Source organism: Blastococcus sp. VKM Ac-2987 (assembly GCF_026967805.1).
Classification (GTDB): domain Bacteria; phylum Actinomycetota; class Actinomycetes; order Mycobacteriales; family Geodermatophilaceae; genus Blastococcus.
The window spans coordinates 1,109,913-1,134,580 of record NZ_JAPVBG010000002.1 but is presented as its reverse complement, the minus strand read 5'-3'; the positions used below and the strand labels follow the sequence as shown (position 1 = coordinate 1,134,580).

Here is a 24,668-nt window from a genome sequence, read left to right as displayed (position 1 = left end):
CCCACCCAGCGTGGGCGGTGGCACACTCGATCGGGTCGGACAGGAGGAGAGCCATGCCGGTGGACGCGGGGAGCCTGGTGGCGCCGGCCGTCACCGTGCTCGTCATCGTGCTCCTGGTGCTGTTCGCGCGCTGGGCGTTCGGCGGCGGCGACCACGGTGGTCCCGGTCGGGGGCGCGGCGCGATCGCGGCCGGGGACGACGGGTTGCTCACCCGGATCGCCACGCTCAGCCGCCGGGAGTCGGCCCTGGCGCTGCGGGCGGTGCTGTCCGACGCCGGCATCCGCTCCACCGTGCGATTCCCCGGCGCGCACCGCGCCGAGGTGCTGGTCTTCCCGGAGGACGCCGACCGGGCCCGGGCGCTGGCCGTCTCCTTCGGCGGCTGACCCGGTTCGGGTGGCTCAGCCGGGCCGCTGGGTGCGGGTCACCTCGGCGCCCAGGCCGCGCAGCTGGTCGACGAAGTCGGGGTAGCCGCGGTCGACGTGGTGCACGTCCTGCACCTCGGTGATCCCGTCGGAGCACAGCCCCGCCAGCACCAGCCCGGCCCCGGCCCGGATGTCGGTGGCGAGCACCGGTGCGCTGGAGAAGCGCTCCCGGCCGCGCACGACGGCGTGGTGGCCGTCGATGCGGACGTCGGCGCCCAGCCGCACCAGCTCGTTGACGAACATGAACCGGCCCTCGAAGACGTTCTCGGTGATCAGCGCCGTCCCGGTGGACACCGCGGCGAGGGCGACCGCCATCGGCTGCAGGTCGGTCGGGAAGCCGGGGAACGGCAGCGTGACGACGTCGACGCAGCGCGGCCGGCCCTCCATCGCCACCCGGACGCCGTCGGGCAGGGCCTCCACGGTGGCACCGGCGTCGACGAGCTTGTCCAGCGCCACCGTGAGGTGCCCGGCGACGGCGCGCTCGACGACGACGTCGCCGCGGGTCATGACCGCGCCGATCGCCCAGGTGCCGGCGACGATCCGGTCGGGCACCGTCGTGTACGCCACCGGCTGCAGCACGTCGACGCCCTCCACGGTGATCGTCGAGGTGCCCGCGCCGTCGATCCGCGCGCCCATCTCGCCGAGCATCCGGCACAGGTCGACGATCTCGGGCTCGCGCGCGGCGTTGTCCACGACCGTCGTGCCCTCGGCCAGCACTGCGGCCATCACCAGGTTCTCGGTGGCGCCCACCGACGGGAAGTCCAGCCAGATCGAGGTGCCGGTGAGCCGGGGCGCGGTGGCCACCAGGAACCCGTGCTCGCTCACGATGGTCGCGCCGAGCCGCTCCAGGCCCGAGATGTGCATGTCCAGCCCGCGGGAGCCGATGGCGTCCCCGCCGGGCAGGGCCACCCGGGCGCTGCCGCAGCGGGCGACGAGCGGGCCCAGCACGCTGATGGAGGCGCGCATCCGGCGCACGAGGTCGTAGTCGGTCTCCGTCGACGGCTTCTCGGGGACGTCGATGGTCAGCCGGCCGCCACCGGTACCGGGCACGCGCTCGTAGGAGACGTCGCAGCCGAGCCGGCGCAGCACCTCGCTCATGATCGTCACGTCGAGGATGTCGGGCACCTCGTCGATCGTCGAGCGCCCCGTGGCGAGCAGCGCCGCCGCCATGAGCTTCAGCGCGCTGTTCTTGGCACCGGTGACCCGCACCCGGCCCGCGAGCCTCGCTCCCCCGGCCACCTCGAAGCACTCCACCGGCTCACCCTACGGCGCGGCGTCCGCGCACCGCCGTCACCGGCGTCCTGGCCGGCTGCACCTAGGCTGCGGGCATGACGGTCCGGCTCACCCGCATCTACACGAAGACCGGCGACGCCGGTCAGACGCACCTGGGCGACATGAGCCGGGTGTCGAAGACCGATCCACGGCTGGTCGCCTACGCCGACGTCGACGAGGCCAACAGCGCCATCGGGGTCGCGCTGGCGCTCGGCTCGGCCGAGCCGGCGGTCGCCGAGCTGCTGCGCAGCATCCAGAACGACCTCTTCGACGTCGGCGCCGACCTGTGCACGCCGATCGTCGAGGCCCCGCAGTACCCGCCGCTGCGGGTGACCGCCGCCTACACCGAGCGGCTCGAGGCGGCCTGCGACACCTACAACGAGACGCTGCCGAAGCTCAGCAGCTTCATCCTGCCCGGCGGCACCCCGCTGGCGGCCCTGCTGCACCAGGTGCGGGTGGTCGTGCGGCGGGCCGAGCGCAGCGTGTGGGCGCTCCTGGAGGCCGAGCCGGAGCGCACCAACGCGGAGACCGCGCGCTACCTCAACCGGCTGTCGGACCTGGTGTTCATCCTGGGCCGGGTCGCCAACCCCGACGGCGACATCCTCTGGGAGCCCGGCGCGCACAGCGGCGTGCACGCCCAGCGCGAGGCGGCGGCCGGGTCGGGCTCGGACTGAGCTCCGGCCCCGGCCGGGCGCTCAGCTGCCGGGCGGGGCCGATTCCATCCAGGAGAGGAAGCCGGTCAGGGTCGAGGGCTCCATGGCCAGCTCCCGGGGACCACCGGCGGTGCTGCAGGAGAGGACGACGACGTCGCCGGGCAGCCCGACGTCGTCCCGGCCGGCGGGCCGCTGGGCCAGCACCCGGAAACCGGCCCGGTGCAGCCGGTGCTGCGGGCGGACCGAGAGCGACAGCGCGCGGTACCACAGCAGCGCGTCGTCGCCGTACCAGGCGACGCCGACCGACCAGCGCGCGGAGCCCCCCGCGCGGGTCCACATGGTGACCGCGCCGAGGCCGGAGAGCAGGAACCGGCGGCGCAGCGAGAAGACCACGACCACGAGCAGCAGCAGGACGCCGATCAGGATCAGCAGGGCCGTGGTCATCCTGCGCGCTCGCCGGGTGGATCAGGCGCTCTGTCCGGCCGCCCTCAGCCGGGACTCCGCGCGGCGGGCCGCGGCCAGCCCCTCGGGGGTGTCCTTCTCGCCCTCGGCCCGGCGCAGCGCCTCACGGGCGCGCTCGACGTCGATCTCGGAGGAGATCTCCGCCGTCTCGGCGAGGATCGAGACACCGCGCTCGGTGACGGACAGGAACCCGCCGTGGGCCGCGACGACCATGTCCTCGCCCGACTCGGTGCGGATGGTCACGACGCCGCCGTCGGCCAGCTGACCGAGCAGCGGGGCGTGGCCGGGGAGCACACCGAGCTCGCCCTCCGTGGTGCGGGCGATGACACTGGTTGCCTCGCCGGACCAGATCTTGCGCTCGACGGCCACCAACTCGACCTGCAGGGTCGCCACGACACTCCTCGGTTTGAACGGACGGTCCGCCTCACTCTAACGGCGTGCTGGTACGGCCCCCTGCCGGGCACCGCCCCGAGCGTGCGAGGGGTGGGGAGGAGGGGGCCCTCTTTCAGGCCGCGCGGCGGTAGAGGAGCGTGTAGCGGCCCACGCGGACCCAGGGGTGGCGGACGCAGGTGGCTGGTGCCCAGCGCTCGGTGTCGAAGGCCGTGATCGGGGCGTCGACCGGCGCGTACGGCGGCCACGTCCAGTCCCCGGATGCCCGGCCTCCGGCCGCCGGCACCGCGCTGTCCCGGTCCACGTCGCCCCCCACGTCGGCCCCCGTCGTCCGGGCGCGCCTGCGACCGATGGTCGGCATCCCGGCCCGCGGAGCGCAGGGCTGCGGGGGGAAACCACCCGAAAGGGCGAGCCCGGGACGGCGGTCGTCAGGGGCCGGGGACGGCGAACGCCAGGGGCCGGGGACGGCGACGGCCGGGCCGCCCCGGAGGGCGACCCGGCCGTCGGCGAGGCTCGGTGGAGGCGGTCAGGCCTTCTTGAGCTTGTTCGCGTTCTTCTCGAGGTCCTCGAGACCACCGCACATGAAGAACGCCTGCTCCGGCACGTTGTCGTAGGTGCCCTCGGTGAGCGCCTTGAAGGCCTCGAGGGTCTCCGACAGCGGCACGTAGGAGCCGGGCTGACCGGTGAAGGCCTCGGCCACGAACATGTTCTGCGAGAGGAAGCGCTCGATGCGCCGGGCCCGGTTGACCGTGACCTTGTCCTCCTCGGAGAGCTCGTCGATGCCGAGGATCGCGATGATGTCCTGCAGCTCCTGGTAGCGCTGGAGGATCTGCTTCACGGTCTGGGCGATCTGGTAGTGCTCCTGGCCCACGTACTGCGGGTCGAGGATCCGGCTGGTCGAGTCCAGCGGGTCCACGGCCGGGTAGATGCCCTTCTCCGAGATCGGCCGCGAGAGCACGGTCGTCGCGTCGAGGTGGGCGAACGTGGTGTGCGGCGCCGGGTCGGTGATGTCGTCGGCGGGCACGTAGATCGCCTGCAGCGAGGTGATCGAGCGACCACGCGTCGAGGTGATCCGCTCCTGGAGCTCACCCATCTCGTCGGCCAGCGTCGGCTGGTAACCCACGGCGGACGGCATGCGGCCCAGCAGGGTCGACACCTCCGAGCCGGCCTGGGTGAACCGGAAGATGTTGTCGATGAAGAGGAGCACGTCCTGGTTCATCTCGTCGCGGAAGTACTCCGCCATGGTGAGCGCCGAGAGCGCCACCCGCAGCCGGGTGCCCGGCGGCTCGTCCATCTGGCCGAACACCAGCGCGGTCGAGTTGATGACGCCGGACTCGGTCATCTCCGTGATGAGGTCGTTGCCCTCACGGGTTCGCTCGCCGACCCCGGCGAACACCGAGACGCCACCGAACTCCTGGGCGACCCGGCGGATCATCTCCTGGATCAGCACGGTCTTGCCGACACCCGCACCACCGAACAGACCGATCTTCCCGCCGGCCACGTAGGGGGTCAGCAGGTCGATGACCTTGATGCCGGTCTCGAGCAGCTCGGTGCGGCCCTCGAGCTGGTCGAACTTCGGCGCGTGCCGGTGGATCGACCAGTGCAGGGCGTCCTCGGCGTAGCCGGGCTGGTCCAGGCACTCGCCCAGGGCGTTGAAGACGTGCCCGGTCACCACCTCGCCGACCGGGACCATGATCGGGTTCCCGGTGTCGGTGACCTCGGCGCCCCGGACGAGGCCGTCGGTCGGCGCCATCGAGATGGTGCGCACGACGTTCTCGCCGAGGTGCTGGGCGACCTCGAGGGTCAGCCGCTTGCTGAGGTCGGCCAGCGTGACATCGACCTTCAGGGCGTTGAACAGGTCGGGCATCGCGTCGCGCGGGAACTCGACGTCGACGACCGGCCCGGTGACCCGCACGACGCGGCCGGCGGCCGTGGTCTGCGAGCTGGTCGGACGGTCCTCGGTGACGGTCATCTGTACTGCTCTCCTGCCCTGGGGCTCGGTGTTCTGCTGTTCGTGGTGGTCAGTCGTTCGAGCCGGACGAGACCAGCGCGTCGGCACCGCCGACGATCTCGCTGATCTCCTGCGTGATCTCCGCCTGGCGGGCCTGGTTGGCCTGCCGGGACAGGTTCTTCGCCAGCTCCTCGGCGTTGTCGGACGCCGACTTCATCGCGCGGCGGCGCGACGCCGACTCCGAGGCGGCCGCCTCGAGCATCGCCGCGTAGATCCGCGTGGTGATGTACTTCGGCAGCAGCGCGTCGAGCAGGCCCTCCGCGGAGGGCTCGAACTCGTAGGAGGCGGGCACGCCGTCGTCGCCGGTGGTGCCCCGCTCCCGCTCCTCCCGCTCGTAGTCGAACTCGTCGACCTCCTCGACCTCCAGCGGAGCCATCCGCTTGGCGACCGGGACCTGCGCGAGCAGGGAGCGGAACTCGGTGTAGACGATGTGCAACTCGTCCACGCCGAGGATGCCGTCGGCACCTGCGCCGCCGGCCTCGTCGTCGGCGCCTGCGGTGAAGGCGTCGATGAGCGCGCGGCCGACCTCCTGCGCGTCGGGGTAGTTCGGCTGCTCGGAGAAGCCGGTGAACGTGGCGGCCGTCGCGCGGTCACGGAAGGAGTAGTAGGTCTCGCCCTTCCGGCCGACGACGTAGAGCACCGGCTCCTTGCCCTCCTGCCGCAGCAGCGACAGCAGCTCCTCGGTGCGCCGGAGCACGTTCACGTTGTACGAGCCGGCGAAGCCGCGGTCGGAGGTGATGACCAGCACCGCCGCCCGCTGCGGGTTCTCCCGCTCCGTGAGCAGCGGGTGGTCCAGCGACGCCGACGAGGCCAGCGCCGACAGCACCCGCGTGATCTCCCGGGCGTAGGGCTTGGAGGCCTCCACCCGGGCCTGGGCGCGGACGATGCGGGCACCGGCGATCAGCTCCTGCGCCGAGAAGATCTTCTTCGTCGACTTCGTGGAGCGGATGCGGCGCCGCAGCGCGCGGAGGGTACCGGCCATGGGTCAGCTGCCCCGCTTGACCTGGACGCGCTCCTGACCCCGCTCCGAGGCGTCCATGGCCTCGGCCTCGGGCTCGTTCGCCGTCAGCGACTCACCGTCGGTGGTGGTGAACTGGCCGTAGAACTTCTCCACGGCCCGCTCCAGGCTGGACACCGCGTCGTCCTCGAGCTTCTTGGTCTGCTGGATCGACTCGTAGACGGCGTTGTCGCCGCGCGCGACGTAGTCGAGGAACTCCGACTCGAATCGGCGCACGTCGGACACCGGGACGCGGTCGAGCTTGCCGGTCGTGCCCAGCCACAGGGAGACGACCTCGCGCTCGACCGGGTAGGGCGAGTACTGCCCCTGCTTCAGCAGCTCGACCAGGCGCTGGCCGCGCTCCAGGGTGGCCCGGCTGGACGCGTCCAGGTCGGAGGAGAACGAGGCGAAGGCCTCGAGCTCGCGGTACTGCGCGAGGTCCAGGCGCAGGCGGCCGGCGACCGACTTCATCGCCTTGATCTGCGCCGAGCCGCCCACGCGGGACACCGAGATGCCGACGTTGATCGCCGGGCGGACGCCGGAGTTGAACAGACCGGTCTCGAGGAAGATCTGCCCGTCGGTGATCGAGATGACGTTGGTCGGGATGTAGGCCGACACGTCGTTGCCCTTGGTCTCGATGAGCGGCAGGCCGGTCATCGAGCCCGCGCCCAGCTCGTCGTTCAGCTTCGCGCAGCGCTCCAGCAGGCGGGAGTGCAGGTAGAAGACGTCGCCGGGGTAGGCCTCGCGGCCCGGCGGGCGGCGGAGCAGCAGGGAGACGGCGCGGTAGGCCTCGGCCTGCTTCGACAGGTCGTCGAACACGATGAGGACGTGCTTGCCCTCGTACATCCAGTGCTGGCCGATGGCCGAGCCGGTGTAGGGGGCGATGTACTTGAAGCCGGCGGCCTCGGAGGCGGGGGCGGCGACGATGGTCGTGTACTCCATCGCGCCGGCGTCCTCGAGCGCGGCCTTGGTCGCCGCGATCGTCGAGCCCTTCTGGCCGACGGCGACGTAGATGCAGCGCACCTGCTGCGTCGGGTCGCCGGTCGCCCAGGCCTGCTTCTGGTTGATGATCGTGTCCAGCGCGATCGCCGACTTGCCGGTCTGCCGGTCACCGATGATCAGCTGGCGCTGGCCGCGCCCGATCGGGGTCATGGCGTCGATGGCCTTGATCCCGGTCTGCATCGGCTCGTGCACCGACTGCCGCTGCACCACGGTGGGCGCCTGCAGCTCGAGGGCGCGGCGGCCGGTGGTGGCGATCGGGCCGGCACCGTCGATGGGGTTGCCCAGCGGGTCGACGACGCGGCCGAGGTACCCGTCACCGACGGGGACGGAGAGCACCTCGCCGGTCCGGCGGACCTGCTGGCCCTCCTCGATGCCGGAGTAGTCACCCAGGACCACGACACCGACCTCGCGGACGTCGAGGTTCAGCGCCAGACCGCGCACGCCGCTCTCGAACTCGAGCAGCTCGTTGGTCATGACCGAGGGCAGCCCCTCGACCCGGGCGATGCCGTCGCCGGCCTCGGTGACGACCCCGACCTCTTCGCGGGAGACGTCAGGCGAGTACTCGGTGACGTAGTTCTGGATGGCACTGCGGATCTCGTCTGCGGAGATCGTCAGCTCGGCCATGGCTCTGAGTCCTCTTCCCTGCGGGGTCGTGATCTGTGGTGGTGGTCGGTCAGCCGGCGAGCTGCCGACGGGCGGCTTCCAGCCGGTGGGCGATGCTGCCGTCGATGACCTCGTCGCCCACCTGGACGAGGAGGCCGCCGAGCAGCGTCGGGTCGACGGTCACCTGCAACCCGATGGTCCGCCCGTACATGCGACCGAGCACGTCGACCAGCCGTCGTTCCTGGGCGGGGGTCAGCGGCGCCGCCGTCGTCACCCGGGCCACGGACTGGCCGCGGCGACGGCTGGCGGCGTCGGAGAGCCGCTCGACGGCGACACCTGCGGTACCGACGTGCGAGGTGGTGAGCACGTTGCGCAGCAGCAGCTCGGTGACCGGGCTGACCCGGCCGGACAGCAGCTGGTCCAGCAGCGCGGACTTGCCCGCCGCCGGCGCGCTCCGGTCGCTGAGGATGCGGGACAGCTCCCGGTCACCGCCGACGATCCGGCCGAAGCGGAAGAGCTCGTCCTCCACGCTGTCCAGCTCACCGCGGCCGTCGGCGGCGTCGAGAGCCGCCTCGGTCCCGAGCGTGGTCGCGGCCTCGACGAGGTCGAGGGGCCGCGACCAGCGCTGCCGGACGCTGGTCTCGACGACGTCGAGACCGACCGGCGAGAGCCGGCTGGCGAACAGCCGCTGCGCGAGCGCGGCCCGCTCCTCGGGCTTGCCCGAGGGGTCGGAGAGCGCCCGGCGCAGCGACGGCTGGGACTCCAGCAGCCGCGCCACCGCGAACAGCTCCTCGGCCAGCGCCAGCTGGTCACCGGTCTCGGTGGCCCGCGCCTGGCCGGTGAGCCGGTCCTTGGCCTTCCCCAGGAACCCCGAGGGGTCGTGGGTCAGCTCCTCCAGCCGTTCCCGGGCGACGACGAGCGCCGCGCGGCTCGACGCATCCATCAGCGGGTGCCCCCGGCGACGGTGCTGCCGCTCCGGCCGTCCGGGGTGCCGGCGGACATGCCGTCGAGCTGGTCGAGGAACCGGTCCACGGTGCCCTGCCGGCGCGCCTCGTCGGCGAGCGACTCGCCGACCACCCGGCCGGCGAGATCGACGGCGAGCGCGCCGATCTGGCCACGCAGCTCGTTGACCACCTGGCTGCGGGAGGCAGCGATCTGCTCCTCGCCCCGGGCGACGATCCGCGCCGACTCCTCCTGCGCCTGGGCCCTCAGCTCCTCGAGGATCTGCTGCCCCTCGGCGCGGGCCTGGTCCCGGATCTGGGCGGCCTCGTTGCGGGCCTCGGCCAGCTGGGCGCGGTACTGGTCCAGCGACGCCTTGGCCTCGGCCTGCATGGCCTCGGCACGCTCGATGCCGCCCTCGATGGCCCGCCGGCGCTCGGCCAGCATGGTCTCGAGCCGCGGGACCACGTACTTCTTGTACAGCAGGTAGAGGATCGCGAAGGAGATGATTCCGACGATCAGCTCACCCGGGTGCGGGATGACGGGATAGGCGTCCTCCCAGAAGCCACCCTCACCGGTCTCGGCCGCCGCCAGGACGCCGGCCGCGTTGTCGATCGCGCCCATCAGTGTGTCTCCTTCCGATCCTCGGTCAGCCCGAGAAGACGAAGGCCAGGGCGATGCCGAAGATGGCCAGCTGCTCGCAGAGCACGAAGCCCAGGATGGCGATGGTCTGCAGCACACCGCGGACCTCGGGCTGACGCGCCACGCCGCTCACGTAGGCAGCGAAGATCAGGCCGATGCCGATGCCCGGCCCGATGGCCGACAGGCCGTAGCCGATGATCGCGAGATTGCCTTCCATTGGGTGTGTCCGTTCCTCTCAGTCGGTCTGTGCGGCCGGGTGGCGCACATCGGTGGTGCAACTCGGGGGGGGTGGGTGGCTCTGCGGACGTCAGTGGTCGTCCGCGTAGACCTCGGCGATGTAGACGGAGGCCAGCAGGATAAAGACGTAGGCCTGCAGGAACGCGATCAGGATCTCGAACGCGCTGAAGAGGAAGAACATCAGGAAGGCCGGGATCGACACCAGCTTCAGCAGGCCCTCGCCCTCCAGCAGCAGGTACTCCCCGCCGAGGGCGAAGAGCAGCAGCAGGATGTGGCCGGCGAACATGTTGCCGAAGAGTCGCAGCGTGAGGGTCACCGGACGGGTGACGAGGAACGTCACGAGCTCCAGGACGAAGACCACCGGGACGACCCAGAACGGCAGCCCGCTGGGCACCAGGTTCTTGAGGAACCCCCCGAGCCCGCGGCGGCGGACGCCGGCGACCAGGTAGACGACGTAGACCCCGAGCGCGAGGGCGAGGGGGAAGCCGATCCGGCTCATCGTCGGGAACTGGACGGGCGGGATGATGCCCATCAGGTTGTTCAGCAGGATGAGCGTGAACAGCGTGAACAGCAGCGGGACGTAGGGGCGGAAGTGCTCCGACCCGATGATGTCCCGGCCGATCGAGTTGCGGACGAGGCCGTACACGCCCTCGAGCCGGTACTGGCCGCGCCCGGGGACCACGGCGAGGCGACGCGTCGCCAGCATCATGACGACCGCCAGGCCGATGGTGACCAGCACCATGACGATCATCGAACGCGTGATGGCGAAGGCGCCGTCGCCGACGAGTGGCTGCCAGAAGTCGGGCGCGCTCGGCGGGACGAACTCCTCGGCGGCCGAGACCTCGGTCGTCACTACTCAGCCTCCGTCACGAACTGCTGCGGGTGGATTCGTGCCACGGCCCGGAGGGTCGCCCCACCTCCAGCGGAGAGGCGCGCCTCACGGGCCGGGGTCAGAGTAGCGGACCCAGATCGTGGCGATCGCAGTGGCCATCCCTAGGACCAGGGCCACGGGGAGCACCCACACCTGGTCGAGCGCCTCGCTGAGCCACCAGGCCGGCAGCCCGAAGACGAGCATCGCGGAGAGCATGGTGCCCAGCGCGTCCCACCCTTCGCGCAGGTGCGCCCCGGCCACCATCTGGCCGTGCACCGACGACGGCCCCTCGGCCGCGTCGTCCCCGCCAGGGGTCAAGACCGCACCTCGGAGGACGGGGCCGGTTCGTCGTAGATGTAGGTGCGCACCCGGGTGAAGGCGACGATCTCACCGATCGTGCCCGCGAGGGACACCACGACCGCGGTCACCGCGAAAGCGAGCGGCGACAGCCAGTCGGCGTTCCGGAACACCAGGAGGAAGACCCCCAGCAGACCGACCTTGAAGAAGTAGCTGACCATCGCGCCCATGAAGACCACGCGCGGATCGAGGCCCGCCATCCGCCCGAGGATGATCATCGTCGAGGCGGCGCTCGCGATGACGAGGGCCGAGGCGAGGGCGCTGCCCGCCGCACCGAGGGACCCCTGGACGGCGGTGAAGACCGCGATCGCGACCACCGCGACCGCCAGCGAGGGCAGGGCACCGCCCCGGAGCATCGCGCCGTACGGGTCGGGACGGGCGGCCGGATCGCTTCTGTCGAGCACGCCTCAGGGTACCTGCACCCCTCCGTCCCTCCACCAGCCTCGACCGGCGCGACGCCGCCTGCTCACCGGGCCGCCCGGCCCGCGCCCGTCGGTGTCGCGTCCGGCTCGGGCACCGGGCGCGCGGCGCGGGCGGTCGGGTGGTCGGCACGGCTGCGGCGGCGCTGGGCGGCCAGCTCCGCGGCGCGGGCCTCGCGCGCGGCCCGGCGCGCACGGGGGCTCAGCACGACCACCACGCCGACCACCAGCAGGACGGCGATGGCCACGACCAGCTCCACGCGGCCACCGGTGATGGACAGCCCGACCGCGCCGAAGGACAGCAGCGCGGCCCAGAAGTACATGACCAGGACGGCCCGGGTGTGCGAGTGCCCGATGGACAGCAGCCGGTGGTGCAGGTGCATCTTGTCCGGCGAGAACGGCGACTGCCCCTTGCGGGTGCGCCGCACCACCGCCAGCACCAGGTCGGTGAACGGGATGAAGAGGATCGCGATCGGCACGAGCAGCGGCAGGGTCAGCGGAAGCAGGCTGGCCGCCGAGCCGAAGGTCTGGGCGTCCACTCCCCCGGTCGCCGTCACCGCGGCCGCCGACAGCATGAGCCCGACCAGCATCGACCCGGAGTCGCCCATGAAGATGCGGGCCGGGCTGAAGTTGTGCGGCAGGAAGCCCAGGCAGATCCCGGCCAGCACCGCGGTGATGAGCGCCGGCGCGCTCGCCGCCTCCTCGTACCGCATCTGGCCGAGGTTGTAGCTGTAGGCGAAGAAGGCCAGCGCGGCGATCGCCGAGACGCCCGCGGCCAGGCCGTCGAGCCCGTCGATGAAGTTCAGCGCGTTCACCGCGAAGACCGTCAGCAGGATGGTCAGGGGGACCCCGACGTCCGGGCCGAGGGACACCGTGCCGATGTCGGCGAACGGGAGGAACAGGAACGCCAGCTGCACGCCCAGCAGCACCATCACGCCGGCCGCGGCGATCTGCCCGGTGAGTTTCGTCAGTGCGTCCAGGCCCCACTTGTCGTCGAGCACCCCCAGCAGGCAGATGAGCCCGCCGGCGACGAGGACCGCGTAGACCTGGGTGTCGTCGAACGTCCGCTGCAGCGCCGGCAGCCGGGAGGCCACCAGGACCGCGGCGACGAAGCCGAGGTACATGGCCACGCCGCCGCCCCGCGGGGTCGGGATGACGTGCACGTCACGCTCCCGCGGGGCGGCCATCATGCGCAGCCGGATCGCCATCATCCGCACCACCGGCGTGGCCAGGAAGGTGACCAGCGCGGCGGTGAGCAGGACGACGACGTACTCGCGCACGGCTCAGACGGTCTTCGCCGGCTCGGGGGACGCAGTCGGTCGGGTCGGGTCGGGATAGGCAGGGTGGGTGCCGACCAGCTCGCGGACACCCGCGGCGACCTCGGCCGTCCGGCTGCCGTCGGCGTCGCGGATGGCGGCACCGATGAGCGAGGCGATGGACTTCATCTCCGGCTCCGTCATGCCCTGGGTGGTGACCGCGGGGCTGCCCACCCGGATCCCCGAGGCGACCGAGGCCGGCTGCGGGTCGAACGGGATCGCGTTCTTGTTCAGCACGATGCCCGCGGCGCCGCACCGGGCCTCGGCGTCGGCACCGGTCACGCCGGTCTCCTGCAGGTCCAGCAGCGCCAGGTGGGTGTCGGTGCCGCCGGCCACCGGCCGGAGCCCCTCGGCCGCGAGGCCTTCGGTCAGCGCCTGCGCGTTGGCGATGACCTGGCGGGCGTAGGCCTGGTACCCGGGCTGCAGGCACTCCTTGAAGTTCACCGCCTTCGCGGCGACGGCGTGCATCAGCGGGCCGCCCTGCATCATCGGGAAGGCGGCCTTGTCGATGGCCTTGGCGTGCTCGGCCTTGCAGACGATGGCGCCGCCCCGGGGGCCGCGCAGCACCTTGTGCGTGGTGAAGGTGACGACGTCGGCGTAGGGCACCGGGCTGGGGATCGCCTTGCCGGCGACCAGGCCGATGAAGTGCGCGGCGTCGACCATGAGGATCGCGCCGACCTCGTCGGCGATCTCGCGGAACAGCGGGAAGTCGATCAGCCGCGGGATGGCCGAGCCGCCGCAGATGATCATCTTCGGCCGGTGCTCGCGGGCGAGGTCGCGCACCTGGTCGTAGTCGATGTGCTCGGTCTGCGGGTCCACGCCGTACTGCACGGCGTTGAACCACTTGCCGGAGAAGGAGACCTTCGCGCCGTGGGTCAGGTGACCACCGTGCGGCAGCGCCATGGCGAGCAGGGTGTCGCCCGGCTGGAGGAAGGCGCCGTACGCGGCCAGGTTCGCGTTGGCCCCCGAGTGTGGCTGGAGGTTGGCGTGCTCGGCGCCGAAGAGTTCCTTGGCGCGCTCGATGCCGATCTCCTCGGCGCGGTCGACGACCTCGCAGCCGCCGTAGTAGCGCCGGCCGGGGTAGCCCTCGGCGTACTTGTTCGACAGCGTGCTGCCCAGGGCGGCCAGGACGGCGGGGCTGGTGAAGTTCTCGCTGGCGATCAGCTGCAGCCCCCCGCGCAGCCGGTCCAGCTCACCGGTGACCACGTCGGCGATGTCGGGGTCGAAGGCGGCCAGGGCGTCGAAGTCCGGGCCCCAGTAGGGGGTGCTCATCTCAGGCGCACTCCAGAAGTCGGTGCGGGCGCCCGCGATGCCCGGGCTCGGGCGGCGCGGCGGTCGTCTAACTATGACACTGCGGTCCTCCCGGACCGCACCGCGACCACGTGCCGCCCGGCCTGCGACGAGCGCGTCCACGCCCTCGTCGGGGACCCTCCGGGCCCCCCTCCGACGACGTCGAACCACGCGCACCGCGACCACGTGCCGCCCGGCCTGCGACGAGCGCGTCCACGCCCTCGTCGGGGACCCTCCGGGCCCCGCTCCTCGGACGTCGGACCACCGTCGGTCGCGCCCGCCCTTCCACCGCATCCTCCGGGCCGCGCTCCTCGGACGTCGTGCCACCGGGTGCCGGGCGTCCGACGCTCCTCGCCGAGCCCGGCTTGCGGGCCGACCTAGTCGGTGAGCTCGGGGACGACCTGCTGGAGGCGGTCGACGGGGATCGCACCGACGCGGAGCACCCGCGGGGCCGGACCGGTGCAGTCGACGATCGTGCTCGCCGCCGAGCTGGTCCGCGGCCCGTCGTCCAGGACGACGGCGGCGTGCGCGCCGAGCTGCATGTCGGCCTGCTGCGCCGAGGTGGCCGCCGGCCGCCCGGACCGGTTCGCGCTGGACACCGCCAGGGGTCCGGTGCGGCGCAGCAGGTCCCGGGTGAGCTCGTCGCCGGGCAGCCGGACGGCCACCGTCCCCTCGGCGTCGCCGAGGTCCCAGGCCAGCGACGGCGCGTGCTCCAGGACGAGCGTCAGCCCGCCGGGCCAGAACTCCTGGGCGAGCCGGGTCGCGACCTCCGGCGTCCGGACGACCAGCCCGGCCAGCGTCGACGCCTCGCCGATCAGCACCGGCACGGGCATGGCCCGGCCCCGGTTCTTGGCGGCCAGCAGGCGGGCGACCGCCGCGGGGGTGAACGCGTCGGCGGCGACGCCGTAGACGGTGTCGGTGGGCAGCAGCACCAGCTCGCCGCGGGTGATCGCGTCCGCGGCGGCCTGCAGTGCGGTCGCGCGGACCTCGGGATCGGAGCAGTCGTAGAACTCGGCCACGGGGCAGCAGTCTTCCGCAGACCTCAGCCGGCGCGGCGGGCGGTGGTGTACCGGGGCCGGCCCGCGAGGTCCGGGTGGTCGTCCACCTCGGTGAACCCGCCGTGCGCACGGACCAGCGCCGGCAGCGAGCCGCCCTGCTGGTCGGCGTGCTCGATGCCCAGCCCGCCGCCGGGCCGGAGCAGCCGGGCGGCGGTGCCCAGCAGGCCGCGGACGACGTCGAGCCCGTCGGGTCCGCCCCACAGCGCCAGCGGCGGGTCGTGGTCGGCGACCTCCCTGGGCACCCGCGCGCCGTCGGGCACGTAGGGCGGGTTGCTCACGACCAGGTCCACCCGGCCGTCGAGCACGCGCAGCAGCTCCGGATCGGTCATGTCCCCGGCGAGGACCTCCACGGGGGTGTCCCCCGCGGCGGCGCGGTCGCGGGCGTTGTGCCGGGTCCACTCGATCGCGCCCGGGTCGTGCTCGACCGCCGTCACCCGGGCGCCGGGGTGCTCCCGGGCGATCGACAGCGCGATGGCGCCCGAGCCCGACCCGAGATCGACCACGACCGGTCCGGTGGCGCCGGCCAGCTGCTCCAGGGCCCAGCCCACCAGCTGCTCGGTCTCCGGCCGCGGCACGAAGACGCCGGGCCCGACCGCCAGCTCGAGGTAGCGGAAGGGCGCCCGGCCGGTGAGGTGCTGCAGCGGCACGCGGTCGGCCCGCTGCCCCAGCAGGGTCTCGAACCGCGCGGCGGCCCCGGCATCGACGTCGTCGAGGGTGAGCAACCGGGTGCGCGGGACGCCCAGCACGTGGGCGAGCAGCAGCTCGGCGTCGACCCGGGGCGACGCCACGCCCGCCTCGGTGAGGCGGCGGGCCGCCGCCGCGAGCAGCGCTCGGCAGGTCAGGGGCGCGGCGGTCAGGAGCCGGCCGCCAGCAGTTCGGCGGTGTGCGCGCCGACCAGGGCGTCGATGACCCCGTCGAGGTCGCCGTCGAGCACCTGGTCGAGGTTGTGCGACTTGTAGCCGACGCGGTGGTCGGAGATCCGGTTCTCCGGGAAGTTGTACGTGCGCACCCGCTCGCTGCGGTCGACGGTGCGCACCTGGCTGCGCCGCTGGTCGCTGGCGGTCGCGGCGGCCTCCTCGCGGGCGGCGGCGAGCAGCCGGGAGCGGAGCACCCGCAGCGCCGACTCCCGGTTCTGCAGCTGGCTCTTCTCGTTCTGCGAGCTGACCACGATGCCGCTGGGCAGGTGGGTGATGCGCACGGCGGAGTCGGTGGTGTTCACGCTCTGCCCGCCCGGCCCGGAGGACCGGAAGACGTCGATGCGCAGGTCGTTCGGGTCGACGGTGACGTCGACCTCCTCCGCCTCGGGGAGCACCAGGACGCCGGCGGCCGAGGTGTGGATGCGCCCCTGGCTCTCGGTGGCGGGCACCCGCTGGACGCGGTGCACCCCGCCCTCGAACTTCAGCCGGGACCAGATGCCCTCGTCGGTGCGCGACTTGACCGCGACCGCGACGTCCTTGTAACCGCCCAGTTCGGCGTCGACGGCGTCGAGCACCTCGGTCGCCCAGCCGCGGCGCTCGGCGTAGCGCAGGTACATGCGCAGCAGGTCGCCGGCGAACAGCGCCGACTCCGCACCGCCCTCCCCCGCCTTGATCTCGAGGATGACGTCCTTGTCGTCGTCGGGGTCCTTGGGCAGCAGCTGCTCGCGCAGGCGGTCGGTCAGCTCGGCGATCCGCTGCTCCAGCGCGGTGGCCTCCGCCGCGAAGGACGCGTCCTCCTCGGCCAGCTCCCGGGCGGCGCTGAGGTCGTCGCGGGCCTGGTCCAGCCCGCGCGCGGTCTCCACCAGCGGCGCCAGCTGCGCGTACCGGCGGCCCATCCGCCGGGCCCGCGACTGGTCGGCGTGCACCGCCGGGTCGGCCAGCTCCTGCTCCAGGCGCGCGTGCTCCGCCAGCAGCCCGGCCAGCCGGTCCGGTGCCGACGTCTCGGTGCTGCTCATGGGTCTCTCCTGGGGGCGTCGGGTGCACTTCCGGCCGGACATGACGACGGCGCCCGCCCCACCGCGAGGTGGGACGGGCGCCGTCGGGGGTGCTACTTGGCGTCGGCCGCCGCGCCGGCGTTGCGCTTGCCGAAGCGCTTCTCGAACCGGGCCACGCGGCCGCCGGTGTCGAGGATCTTCTGCTTGCCGGTGTAGAAGGGGTGGCAGGCCGAGCAGACCTCCACGGTCAGCTGACCGCTGGGCGCCGTGCTGCGGGTGGTGAAGGTGTTCCCGCAACCACAGGTCACGGTGGTCTCGTGGTACGTGGGGTGGATGTCGGGCTTCATGCCGGGTTGCCTCTTCCGAGAAGTCTGTGCGGTTCGCTTGGTGGAACGCCGGGCGGCGGGAGGTATTCCGCGCCGCGGGCGGGGCTCGGTCGACCAGTATCCCTGACCGCCGTGCCCCGCCCGCGGGCGGCCCCGGCTACTCCTGCCCGGGACCCAGCGTCGTCTTCTGGATCTGCATGAGGAACTCGACGTTGTTGCGGGTCTTCTTCAGCTTGTCGAGCAGCAGTTCCAGCGCCTGCTGGGGCTCCAGCGCGGCGAGCACCCGGCGCAGCTTGATGACGATGGCCAGCTCGTCGGGCGACATGAGGATCTCCTCCTTGCGCGTGCCCGACGCGTTGACGTCGACGGCCGGGAAGACCCGCTTGTCCGCCAGCCGGCGGTCGAGCTTGATCTCCGCGTTACCCGTGCCCTTGAACTCCTCGAAGATGACCGTGTCCATCGTGGAGCCGGTCTCGACCAGCGCCGAGGCGATGATGGTCAGCGACCCGCCGTTCTCGATGTTGCGGGCAGCACCCAGGAAGCGCTTGGGCGGGTAGAGCGCCGTGGAGTCGACACCACCGGAGAGGATGCGCCCGCTGGCGGGGGCCGCCAGGTTGTAGGCGCGACCCAGGCGGGTGATCGAGTCCAGCAGGACGACGACGTCGTGGCCCATCTCGACCAGGCGCTTGGCCCGCTCGATGGAGAGCTCGGCGACCGTGGTGTGGTCCGCCGGCGGCCGGTCGAAGGTCGAGGCGATGACCTCGCCCTTCACCGAGCGCTGCATGTCGGTGACCTCTTCCGGACGCTCGTCGACGAGGACGACCATCAGGTGGCACTCGGGGTTGTTCGTCGTGATGGCGTTGGCCAGCGACTGCAGCACCATCGTCTTGCCGGCCTTGGGCGGCGACACGATCAGCGCGCGCTGCCCCTTGCCGATCGGCATGACGAGGTCGATGACCCGCGTGGTGAGCAGGTGCGGCTCGGTCTCCAGCCGCAGGCGGTCCTGTGGGTAGAGCGGGGTCAGCTTGGTGAACTCCGGCCGGTTGCGGGCCTGCTCGGGGTCCAGCCCGTTCACGGTGTCCAGCCGGACCAGCGCGTTGTACTTGTCCTTGCGCTCGCCCTCGCGCGGCTGCCGGACGGCGCCGGTGATGGCGTCGCCGCGGCGCAGGCCGTACCGGCGCACCTGGGACAGCGAGACGTAGACGTCGTTGGGGCCGGTCAGGTAGCCGGAGGTGCGGACGAACGCGTAGTTGTCGAGCACGTCGAGGATGCCGGCGACGGGCAGCAGGACGTCGTCCTCGCTGACGGTCGGCTCGCCCTGGTCGAAGCGCTCCCGGGTGTTGCTGCCGCGCTTGTTGCGGTCGCGGTACCGGCGGCCCCGGCGGCCGCGGCCACCCTCGAAGTCGTCGTCGTCGTCCTCGGCAGGCCGGTCGTTCCCCCGGTCGGTGCGGTTGTCGTTCCGGTTGTCCGGACGCCCGCCCCGGTCGTTGCGGTCGCGGTCGGGGCCGCGGTTGCCGTCGCGGTTGGCACCGTCGCGGTTGCCGCCGTCACGGGCGGCGTCGCGGTTGGCGTTCCGGTCGCCGCCGTCACGGTTGGCGTCGCGGTTGGCGTTCCGGTCGCCGCCGTCACGGTTCCCGCCGTCCCGGTTGGCGTCGCGGCCGGCGTTGCGCTCGTCGCGGTTGGCGTTCCGGTCGCCGGCGTCGCGGTTGCCCCGCTCGGTGCGGTCGCCACCGTCCCGGCCGGCGGTCCGGTCGGTGCCCTCCCGGCCGCCGTCCCGGTCACCGCGGTTGCGGTTGCGGTCACGGTTGCGCTGCGGGCGGTCGCCGTCACGCTGCTCGTCGTCGCGCTGGTCGTCCTCGCGCGGCTCCGCGACGGCGGGCGCCGTCGGGTCGGCCGGCGCCTCCGCCGGGGCGGAGGTGGCCGCCGGCGCCTCGGCGGAGGCCGATCCGTTCGCGCTGCCGGGCGATCCGGCCGGGCGGCTGGCCGACCGGCGGGTGCGGGCCGGCGCGGCCGTCGCCTCGCCGGTCAGGGGTCCGCCGTTCGCGCCGCCGCTGACGGGGGCCTCGAGGGGTGCGGACTCGGCGGCGGCACCGCGGGCGGTGTCGGCCCCGCCGGTGGATCCGCTCGCCGCGGGCGGCGCGGACGCGCTCTCGGCGGGGTCGCCACCCACCTGGCGGGCGGAGATCGCGGCGACCAGGTCGCTCTTGCGCATCCGGCCGGTGCCGGATATGCCCAGCTCGCCGGCGAGGCGCTGCAGCTCGGGCAGGAGCATGCCCGACAGCCCGTTGCCGCGGCGACGGGGACGGCCCGCCGTCCCAGAAGCGGCAGTGCCCTCGGCGGAGGCGGCGTCGTCGGGCGCGCCGGTCACGCCGAGGTCGGTGGTTTCGCTCACGTACAGGTCCTTCCCTGCGGTGACCTGCGCCGTCTCGGCGCAGGGGGTGCCCCGGTCCCCGGCGGACCGGCCCGGAGGCGGGTGCGCGACTGGAGAACGGGTTGAGAGGTGCGAGGCGGATGAGCGGCGAAGAGAATCGATCGTCTGCTTCGGCCCCGCGCGAGGCTCGCCCGAGTGGGCGGCTACGCCGTGAGCCTAGTCGCAGCTCACGGGCAGGACAACACCGGTGATCTCCAGTGTGTTCCTCGTTATCGAGACGATACCCCAGCGGTGCCAGCGAGCACCCGAGCACCGCGCACGTCCACGCCGAGCGGGAGCACCCGCCACCCCTCGGGCGCGAGCGCGGCGATGTCCGCGATCTCCTCGGCCCCGGGCTCGCGGTCCGCGCTGCGCACCGTGCGCCGGCCCAGCACCAGGACCGACGGCCCCGCGCCCGAGACGACGGCCGCGTGCCCGGCGGCGCGCAGCCGCTCGATCAGCGCGAGCGACGCCGGCATGGCCGCGGTCCGCTGACGCTGGTGCAGCCGGTCCTCGGTGGCCTCGAGCAGCAGGCTGCCCGAGGTGAGCGCGTGCACCAGCAGGGCCGACCGGCCGGCGTTGAAGGCGGCGTCGGCGTGCGGCACGACCTCGGGCAGCAGCGACCGGGCGCGTTCGGTGGAGAGGGTCGCCTCGGGCACCAGGACGACGGGCAGCACGTCGCCGTGCACGGCCAGGCTGTCGGCACCCACTCCCCCGTCGCCGGTCCAGGACAGCGTGAGCCCCCCGAGCAGGCAGGCGGCGACGTTGTCGGGGTGGCCCTCCATCTCGGTGGTGAGCCGGAGGACGGAGTTGAGGTCGATCGCCTCGACGTCCGGGCACAGCGCCCAGGCGCCCATGACCCCGGCGACGACGGCCGCGGCCGACGAGCCCATCCCCCGGCCCTGCGGGATGGCGTTCTCCGCCACCACCCGGAGCCCGGACGGCGTCCAGCCCAGCTCGGCGCACGCGGCCCGGAAGGCCCGCACCACCAGGTGCGACTCGTCGGTGGGCAGCTCACCGGCGCCCACCCCGGTCACCTCGACGGACAGACCACCGGGCTGCAGCGCGAACTCGAGGACGTCGTGCTGCTCCAGGGCCAGCCCCGCGCAGTCGAAGGCCGGGCCCAGGTTCGCGCTGGTGGCGGGCACCAGGACGCGGACCCGGCCGGGGTCGGAGCGGGACACCTACAGGCCCAGCTGCGCCGCGGCCGCGGCGGCGTCGACCGGGATGGTCACCGGCGCGGGTGCGCCCGAGATGGCCCACTCCGGGTCCTTGAGGCCGTTGCCGGTGACCGTGCAGACGATCCGCTGGCCGGGCTCGAGCTCCCCGGCAGCGGCGACCTGCAGCAGGCCGGCGACCGACGCCGCGGACGCCGGCTCGACGAAGACGGCCTCGCTGCGGGCCAGCAGCCGGTACGCCGACAGGATCGCGCGGTCGGTGACGGCGTCGATCCGCCCGCCGGACTCGTCGCGGGCGGCCAGCGCCTTGGTCCAGGAGGCGGGGTTGCCGATCCGGATGGCGGTGGCGATCGTGCTCGGGTTCTCCACCACCTGCCCGGTCACGATGGGCGCGGCCCCCGCGGCCTGGAAACCCCACATCTTCGGGGTGCGGGAGGCGGGGCCGGGCATCGCGGAGTCGGCGCAGTACTCGCGGTAGCCCTGCCAGTAGGCGGTGATGTTGCCGGCGTTGCCCACCGGCAGGCAGTGGATGTCGGGGGCGTCGCCGAGCACGTCGACGATCTCGAACGAGGCGGTCTTCTGCCCCTCGATGCGGTACTGGTTGACGCTGTTGACCAGGCTCACCGGGTAGTCGATCGCGAGCTTGCTGGCCAGCGTCAGGCAGTCGTCGAAGTTTCCCTCGACCTGCAGCAGGCGGGCGCCGTGCACCAGCGCCTGGGCCAGCTTGCCCATCGCGATCTTGCCGGTCGGCACCAGGACGGCGCAGACGACGCCCGCGCGGGCGGCGTAGGCGGCGGCGCTGGCGCTGGTGTTGCCGGTCGAGGCGCAGATGACCGCCTGCGCGCCCTCCTCGACGGCCTTGGTGATGGCCATCGTCATCCCGCGGTCCTTGAAGGAGCCGGTGGGGTTGGCGCCCTCGACCTTGAGGTAGACGTCGCAGCCGGTGCGCCGGGACAGCTCGCGCGCCGGCACCAGCGGGGTCGCGCCCTCCTGGAGCGTGATCACCGGCGTGGTGCCGGTGACCGGCAGCCGGTCCCGGTACGCCTCGATGAGACCCGGCCAGACCGGGGACACGCTCATGACAACCCCTCCACGCGCAGCACGCTGGTGACCCCCCGGACGGCGGGCATCTCCCGCAGCGCGGCAATGGTGGCCGACAGCGCCGCGTCGGGGGCGCTGTGGGTCACGATGACCAGCGTCGCGGCGTCGCCGCGGCCGGTCTGTCGGACGGTGGAGATGCTCACCTCGTGCCGCGCGAACTCCTGCGCGACGGCGGCGAGCACACCGGGCTTGTCGGCCACGTCGAGGCTGACGTGGTACCGCGTCGGCGTCTCGGCCATGGGCCGGACCGCCAGGTTGGCGTAGCCGGTGACGCCGGGACCGGGGCCGCCGGTGACCCGGTTGCGGGCGATCGCGACCAGGTCGCCCAGGACGGCGCTGGCGGTCGGCTCGCCGCCGGCCCCCTGCCCGTAGAACATCAGCTGGCCGGCCGCCTCGGCCTCGACGAAGACGGCGTTGAACGCCCCGCCCACCGAGGCGAGCGGGTGCGCGGTCGGGATCATCGCCGGGTGCACGCGGACGGCGACGGAGTCCCCGTCCGCGCCGGCGACCCGCTCGCAGATGGCCAGCAGCTTCACCGTGCAGCCGATCTCCGCGGCGCGGGCGACATCGGTGGCGGTGACCGTGGAGATGCCCTCGCGGTGCACGTCGACCGCCGCCACCGGGGTGTGGAACGCCAGCGACGCCAGGATCGCGGCCTTGGCGGCGGCGTCGAAGCCGTCGACGTCGGCGGTCGGGTCGGCCTCGGCGTACCCGAGCTCGGTGGCCTCGGCCAGCGCCTCGCCGAAGCCGGCCCCGGTCTCGGCCATGCGCGACAGGATGTAGTTCGTCGTCCCGTTGACGATGCCCACGATCCGGGACAGCTGGTCACCCACCAGCGACTCGCGCAGCGGCCGCAGGATCGGGATCGCGCCGGCGACCGCGGCCTCGTAGTAGAGGTCCACGCCGGCCTTCGCCGCCGCGGCGTGGAGGGCGACACCGTCCTCGGCCAGCAGCGCCTTGTTGGCGCTCACCACCGACTTGCCGGCCTCGAACGCCGCCAGCATCAGCGAGCGCGCCGGCTCGATCCCGCCGATCACCTCGACGACGAGGTCGACGTCCTCGCGGGTGACCAGGCCGTGGGCGTCGGTGGTCAGCAGGTCCGCCGGGACGTCGGGGTGGTGCGCCGGGCGGCGCACGGCGACGCCGGCCACCTCCACCGGGCGGCCGATCCGGGCGCCGAGGTCGTCGGCCTGCTCCTGCAGCGCGCGCAGCACCGCGCTGCCGACGGTGCCGCAGCCGAGCAGCGCCACCTTGAGGGGTCGGTTCACGAGGTCGCTCCCGCGGGGTGCTCGGGCGCCGGCTGGTCGATGGCCGGCGAGGGGGCGGGGCGGTCGGCGAGGACCGCGTCGAGGGCGAACACGTCGGACAGTGTCTGACGTCGCACGATCTCGGTGGCGGCGCCGTCCCGGACGGCCACCACCGGCGGCTTGAGCAGGTAGTTGTAGTTGCTCGCCATCGACCAGCAGTACGCCCCGGTGGCGGCGACGGCGAGCAGGTCCCCGGGCACGACGTCGGAGGGCAGCCACAGGTCGCGCACCAGGATGTCGCCGCTCTCGCAGTGCTTGCCCACCACCCGGCACAGCGCCGGCGGGGCGTCGGAGGTGCGGTTGGCGAGCACGCAGGTGTAGGCGGCGTCGTAGAGCGAGGTGCGGATGTTGTCGCTCATCCCGCCGTCGACGGAGACGTAGTTGCGCACCAGCGGGGTGCCCGGTGCACCGCTGGCCCCCAGCCGCACCGGCTTGATGGTGCCGATCTCGTACAGCGTCACCGTGCCCGGCCCCGCGATGGCCCGGCCCGGCTCCACGGCCAGGCGCGGCACCGGCAGCCCGAGCTCGGCGCACTCCGCGGCGACGACGCTGCGCAGCCGGTCCGCGACGTCGGCCGGGCTGACGGGGTCGTCGTCGGGGATGTAGGCGATGCCGAAGCCACCGCCGAGGTTCAGCTCGCCGAGCACCTCGCCGGTGGCGTCGCGGACGGCGCCGAGCAGGCCCACGACGCGGTGCGCGGCGGCCTCGAAGCCGGCGGTGTCGAAGATCTGCGAGCCGATGTGGCTGTGCAGGCCGGCCAGGTGCAGGGCGGGCTCGGCCACGACCCGCCGAGCGGCCTCCAGCGCGTCGCCGGTGGCGAGCGAGAAGCCGAACTTCTGGTCCTCGTGCGCAGTGGCGATGAACTCGTGGGTGTGCGCCTCGATGCCGACGGTGCTGCGGATGAGCACGGCCACCGGGTCCCCGCCCGAGGCGACCCGGGCGGCGGCGAGCGGGACCAGCCGGTCGATCTCGTCGAAGGAGTCGAGCACCACGTGCCCGATCCGGGAGTCGACGGCCAGCTGCAGCTCCACCAGCGACTTGTTGTTGCCGTGCAGCGCGATCCGCCCGGCGGGGAACCCGGCGGCCAGCGCGACGGCGAGCTCGTTGCCGCTGCAGGCGTCCAGGTGCAGCCCGTCCTCGGCGATCCAGCGGGCCACCTGGCCGCAGAGGAACGCCTTGGAGGCGTAGTGCACGTCGGCGTCGGCGAAGGCCGTCGCGAAGTCGGCGGCGCGGCCGCGGAAGTCCGCCTCGTCGAGCACGAACAGGGGTGTGCCGTGCTCGCGGGCCAGGTCGGTGACGGCGCGGCCGGCCAGGTGCAGCTCGCCGTCGACCCGCTCGGCCGAGCGCGGCCAGACCTGGGGGTCGAGGACGCCCAGCTCGGCCGGCGGGGCGCCGGCGGCCGAGGGCGGTGAGATGTTGCCGTGCAGCGGCCCCGCGGGGTGCGCCCTCACAACTGCTCCCCGGCCGCTCGCGCGGACACCCGGCCGGTCCCC

The 24,668-nt window shown here is 73.3% G+C and carries 26 protein-coding genes; 2 read left to right on the top strand and 24 right to left on the bottom strand.

Annotated features, from left to right (window positions below; translation table 11 throughout):
• The first annotated feature begins 53 nt into the window (after positions 1 to 53).
• Complete coding sequence (locus O2W17_RS14450) at positions 54 to 383, top strand: hypothetical protein (RefSeq protein ID WP_269193114.1); 330 nt, start codon at positions 54 to 56, stop codon at positions 381 to 383.
• 15 nt (positions 384 to 398) lie between these two features.
• Here the strand turns inward: O2W17_RS14450 and murA are convergent, their stop codons facing one another.
• A complete protein-coding gene (murA, locus tag O2W17_RS14445) occupies positions 399 to 1,676 on the bottom strand; it encodes a UDP-N-acetylglucosamine 1-carboxyvinyltransferase (RefSeq protein WP_269193113.1) in 1,278 nt (425 codons plus the stop codon).
• A gap of 74 nt (positions 1,677 to 1,750) precedes the next feature.
• Between murA and O2W17_RS14440 the strand changes: the two genes are divergently transcribed.
• Positions 1,751 to 2,368: a cob(I)yrinic acid a,c-diamide adenosyltransferase gene (locus tag O2W17_RS14440; protein WP_269193112.1), complete on the top strand. Its 618-nt coding sequence runs from the start codon at positions 1,751 to 1,753 to the stop codon at positions 2,366 to 2,368.
• Between the two features lie 21 nt (positions 2,369 to 2,389).
• On the opposite strand, the gene O2W17_RS14435 is transcribed toward O2W17_RS14440, so the two are convergent.
• The 23 genes from O2W17_RS14435 to lysA all read right to left on the bottom strand — a co-directional run bounded on the left by O2W17_RS14435 (position 2,390) and on the right by lysA (position 24,626).
• Positions 2,390 to 2,791, bottom strand: coding sequence for a DUF2550 domain-containing protein (locus O2W17_RS14435; protein ID WP_269193111.1), 402 nt, complete (start codon positions 2,789 to 2,791; stop codon positions 2,390 to 2,392).
• A 21-nt stretch (positions 2,792 to 2,812) separates the two neighbouring features.
• A complete protein-coding gene (locus tag O2W17_RS14430; protein ID WP_269193110.1) occupies positions 2,813 to 3,202 on the bottom strand; it encodes a F0F1 ATP synthase subunit epsilon in 390 nt (129 codons plus the stop codon).
• A 112-nt stretch (positions 3,203 to 3,314) separates the two neighbouring features.
• On the bottom strand, positions 3,315 to 3,503 hold the full coding sequence (locus O2W17_RS14425) for a hypothetical protein (protein ID WP_269193109.1): 189 nt from the start codon (positions 3,501 to 3,503) through the stop codon (positions 3,315 to 3,317).
• Between the two features lie 222 nt (positions 3,504 to 3,725).
• Complete coding sequence (gene atpD, locus O2W17_RS14420; RefSeq protein WP_269193108.1) at positions 3,726 to 5,171, bottom strand: F0F1 ATP synthase subunit beta; 1,446 nt, start codon at positions 5,169 to 5,171, stop codon at positions 3,726 to 3,728.
• A gap of 49 nt (positions 5,172 to 5,220) precedes the next feature.
• Entirely contained in the window at positions 5,221 to 6,192 is a 972-nt protein-coding gene (locus O2W17_RS14415) for a F0F1 ATP synthase subunit gamma (protein ID WP_269193107.1), read from the bottom strand.
• A gap of 3 nt (positions 6,193 to 6,195) precedes the next feature.
• A complete protein-coding gene (gene atpA, locus O2W17_RS14410; protein ID WP_269193106.1) occupies positions 6,196 to 7,833 on the bottom strand; it encodes a F0F1 ATP synthase subunit alpha in 1,638 nt (545 codons plus the stop codon).
• Positions 7,834 to 7,882: 49 nt separating this feature from the next.
• The gene (locus O2W17_RS14405; RefSeq protein ID WP_269193105.1) at positions 7,883 to 8,755 is read right to left on the bottom strand and encodes a F0F1 ATP synthase subunit delta; all 873 of its coding nucleotides are present in this window, start codon (positions 8,753 to 8,755) and stop codon (positions 7,883 to 7,885) included.
• The gene (locus O2W17_RS14400; RefSeq protein WP_269193104.1) at positions 8,755 to 9,375 is read right to left on the bottom strand and encodes a F0F1 ATP synthase subunit B; all 621 of its coding nucleotides are present in this window, start codon (positions 9,373 to 9,375) and stop codon (positions 8,755 to 8,757) included. Before O2W17_RS14400 ends, O2W17_RS14405 begins: the two co-directional genes overlap by 1 nt.
• A 25-nt stretch (positions 9,376 to 9,400) precedes the next feature.
• The gene (locus tag O2W17_RS14395) at positions 9,401 to 9,610 is read right to left on the bottom strand and encodes an ATP synthase F0 subunit C (protein ID WP_269193103.1); all 210 of its coding nucleotides are present in this window, start codon (positions 9,608 to 9,610) and stop codon (positions 9,401 to 9,403) included.
• 90 nt (positions 9,611 to 9,700) lie between these two features.
• Positions 9,701 to 10,483 (bottom strand): F0F1 ATP synthase subunit A, encoded by a 783-nt coding sequence (gene atpB / locus O2W17_RS14390; protein ID WP_269193102.1) that lies wholly within the window; start codon positions 10,481 to 10,483, stop codon positions 9,701 to 9,703.
• An 84-nt stretch (positions 10,484 to 10,567) separates the two neighbouring features.
• A complete protein-coding gene (locus O2W17_RS14385; protein WP_269193101.1) occupies positions 10,568 to 10,819 on the bottom strand; it encodes a hypothetical protein in 252 nt (83 codons plus the stop codon).
• On the bottom strand, positions 10,816 to 11,262 hold the full coding sequence (locus O2W17_RS14380) for a hypothetical protein (RefSeq protein ID WP_269193100.1): 447 nt from the start codon (positions 11,260 to 11,262) through the stop codon (positions 10,816 to 10,818). The genes O2W17_RS14385 and O2W17_RS14380 overlap by 4 nt, the downstream gene beginning before the upstream one ends.
• A 62-nt stretch (positions 11,263 to 11,324) precedes the next feature.
• On the bottom strand, positions 11,325 to 12,557 hold the full coding sequence (locus O2W17_RS14375; RefSeq protein ID WP_269193099.1) for a glycosyltransferase family 4 protein: 1,233 nt from the start codon (positions 12,555 to 12,557) through the stop codon (positions 11,325 to 11,327).
• A 3-nt stretch (positions 12,558 to 12,560) separates the two neighbouring features.
• Positions 12,561 to 13,865, bottom strand: a complete 1,305-nt coding sequence (gene glyA / locus O2W17_RS14370) for a serine hydroxymethyltransferase (protein WP_269193098.1) — start codon at positions 13,863 to 13,865, stop codon at positions 12,561 to 12,563.
• A gap of 395 nt (positions 13,866 to 14,260) precedes the next feature.
• The gene (locus O2W17_RS14365; protein WP_269193097.1) at positions 14,261 to 14,902 is read right to left on the bottom strand and encodes an L-threonylcarbamoyladenylate synthase; all 642 of its coding nucleotides are present in this window, start codon (positions 14,900 to 14,902) and stop codon (positions 14,261 to 14,263) included.
• 23 nt (positions 14,903 to 14,925) lie between these two features.
• Positions 14,926 to 15,768 (bottom strand): peptide chain release factor N(5)-glutamine methyltransferase, encoded by an 843-nt coding sequence (gene prmC, locus O2W17_RS14360; RefSeq protein WP_269193304.1) that lies wholly within the window; start codon positions 15,766 to 15,768, stop codon positions 14,926 to 14,928.
• 26 nt (positions 15,769 to 15,794) lie between these two features.
• Positions 15,795 to 16,874, bottom strand: coding sequence for a peptide chain release factor 1 (gene prfA / locus O2W17_RS14355; RefSeq protein WP_269193096.1), 1,080 nt, complete (start codon positions 16,872 to 16,874; stop codon positions 15,795 to 15,797).
• Positions 16,875 to 16,966: 92 nt separating this feature from the next.
• Positions 16,967 to 17,200 (bottom strand): 50S ribosomal protein L31, encoded by a 234-nt coding sequence (rpmE, locus tag O2W17_RS14350; RefSeq protein WP_269193095.1) that lies wholly within the window; start codon positions 17,198 to 17,200, stop codon positions 16,967 to 16,969.
• A 136-nt stretch (positions 17,201 to 17,336) separates the two neighbouring features.
• On the bottom strand, positions 17,337 to 19,571 hold the full coding sequence (gene rho, locus O2W17_RS14345) for a transcription termination factor Rho (RefSeq protein WP_269193094.1): 2,235 nt from the start codon (positions 19,569 to 19,571) through the stop codon (positions 17,337 to 17,339).
• Between the two features lie 248 nt (positions 19,572 to 19,819).
• The gene (gene thrB, locus O2W17_RS14340; RefSeq protein WP_269193093.1) at positions 19,820 to 20,773 is read right to left on the bottom strand and encodes a homoserine kinase; all 954 of its coding nucleotides are present in this window, start codon (positions 20,771 to 20,773) and stop codon (positions 19,820 to 19,822) included.
• Positions 20,774 to 21,847, bottom strand: coding sequence for a threonine synthase (gene thrC / locus O2W17_RS14335; RefSeq protein ID WP_269193092.1), 1,074 nt, complete (start codon positions 21,845 to 21,847; stop codon positions 20,774 to 20,776). It abuts the gene before it with no gap.
• Positions 21,844 to 23,136 carry a homoserine dehydrogenase gene (locus O2W17_RS14330; protein ID WP_269193091.1) on the bottom strand — a complete coding sequence of 431 codons (1,293 nt, stop codon included), beginning with the start codon at positions 23,134 to 23,136 and terminating at the stop codon, positions 21,844 to 21,846. The genes thrC and O2W17_RS14330 overlap by 4 nt, the downstream gene beginning before the upstream one ends.
• Positions 23,133 to 24,626 carry a diaminopimelate decarboxylase gene (gene lysA / locus O2W17_RS14325; protein WP_269193090.1) on the bottom strand — a complete coding sequence of 498 codons (1,494 nt, stop codon included), beginning with the start codon at positions 24,624 to 24,626 and terminating at the stop codon, positions 23,133 to 23,135. The genes O2W17_RS14330 and lysA overlap by 4 nt, the downstream gene beginning before the upstream one ends.
• Positions 24,627 to 24,668: the final 42 nt, after the last annotated feature.

Coding starts and splice junctions, on each gene's coding strand:
- O2W17_RS14400 (WP_269193104.1), bottom strand. CDS start 9,375: ATGGGCGCGATCGACAACGCGGCCGGCGTCCTGGCGGCGGCCGAGACC.
- O2W17_RS14435 (WP_269193111.1), bottom strand. CDS start 2,791: ATGACCACGGCCCTGCTGATCCTGATCGGCGTCCTGCTGCTGCTCGTG.
- atpD (WP_269193108.1), bottom strand. CDS start 5,171: ATGACCGTCACCGAGGACCGTCCGACCAGCTCGCAGACCACGGCCGCC.
- rpmE (WP_269193095.1), bottom strand. CDS start 17,200: ATGAAGCCCGACATCCACCCCACGTACCACGAGACCACCGTGACCTGT.
- prfA (WP_269193096.1), bottom strand. CDS start 16,874: ATGAGCAGCACCGAGACGTCGGCACCGGACCGGCTGGCCGGGCTGCTG.
- O2W17_RS14395 (WP_269193103.1), bottom strand. CDS start 9,610: ATGGAAGGCAATCTCGCGATCATCGGCTACGGCCTGTCGGCCATCGGG.
- O2W17_RS14440 (WP_269193112.1), top strand. CDS start 1,751: ATGACGGTCCGGCTCACCCGCATCTACACGAAGACCGGCGACGCCGGT.
- glyA (WP_269193098.1), bottom strand. CDS start 13,865: ATGAGCACCCCCTACTGGGGCCCGGACTTCGACGCCCTGGCCGCCTTC.
- O2W17_RS14415 (WP_269193107.1), bottom strand. CDS start 6,192: ATGGCCGGTACCCTCCGCGCGCTGCGGCGCCGCATCCGCTCCACGAAG.
- atpA (WP_269193106.1), bottom strand. CDS start 7,833: ATGGCCGAGCTGACGATCTCCGCAGACGAGATCCGCAGTGCCATCCAG.
- O2W17_RS14405 (WP_269193105.1), bottom strand. CDS start 8,755: ATGGATGCGTCGAGCCGCGCGGCGCTCGTCGTCGCCCGGGAACGGCTG.
- O2W17_RS14450 (WP_269193114.1), top strand. CDS start 54: ATGCCGGTGGACGCGGGGAGCCTGGTGGCGCCGGCCGTCACCGTGCTC.
- thrC (WP_269193092.1), bottom strand. CDS start 21,847: ATGAGCGTGTCCCCGGTCTGGCCGGGTCTCATCGAGGCGTACCGGGAC.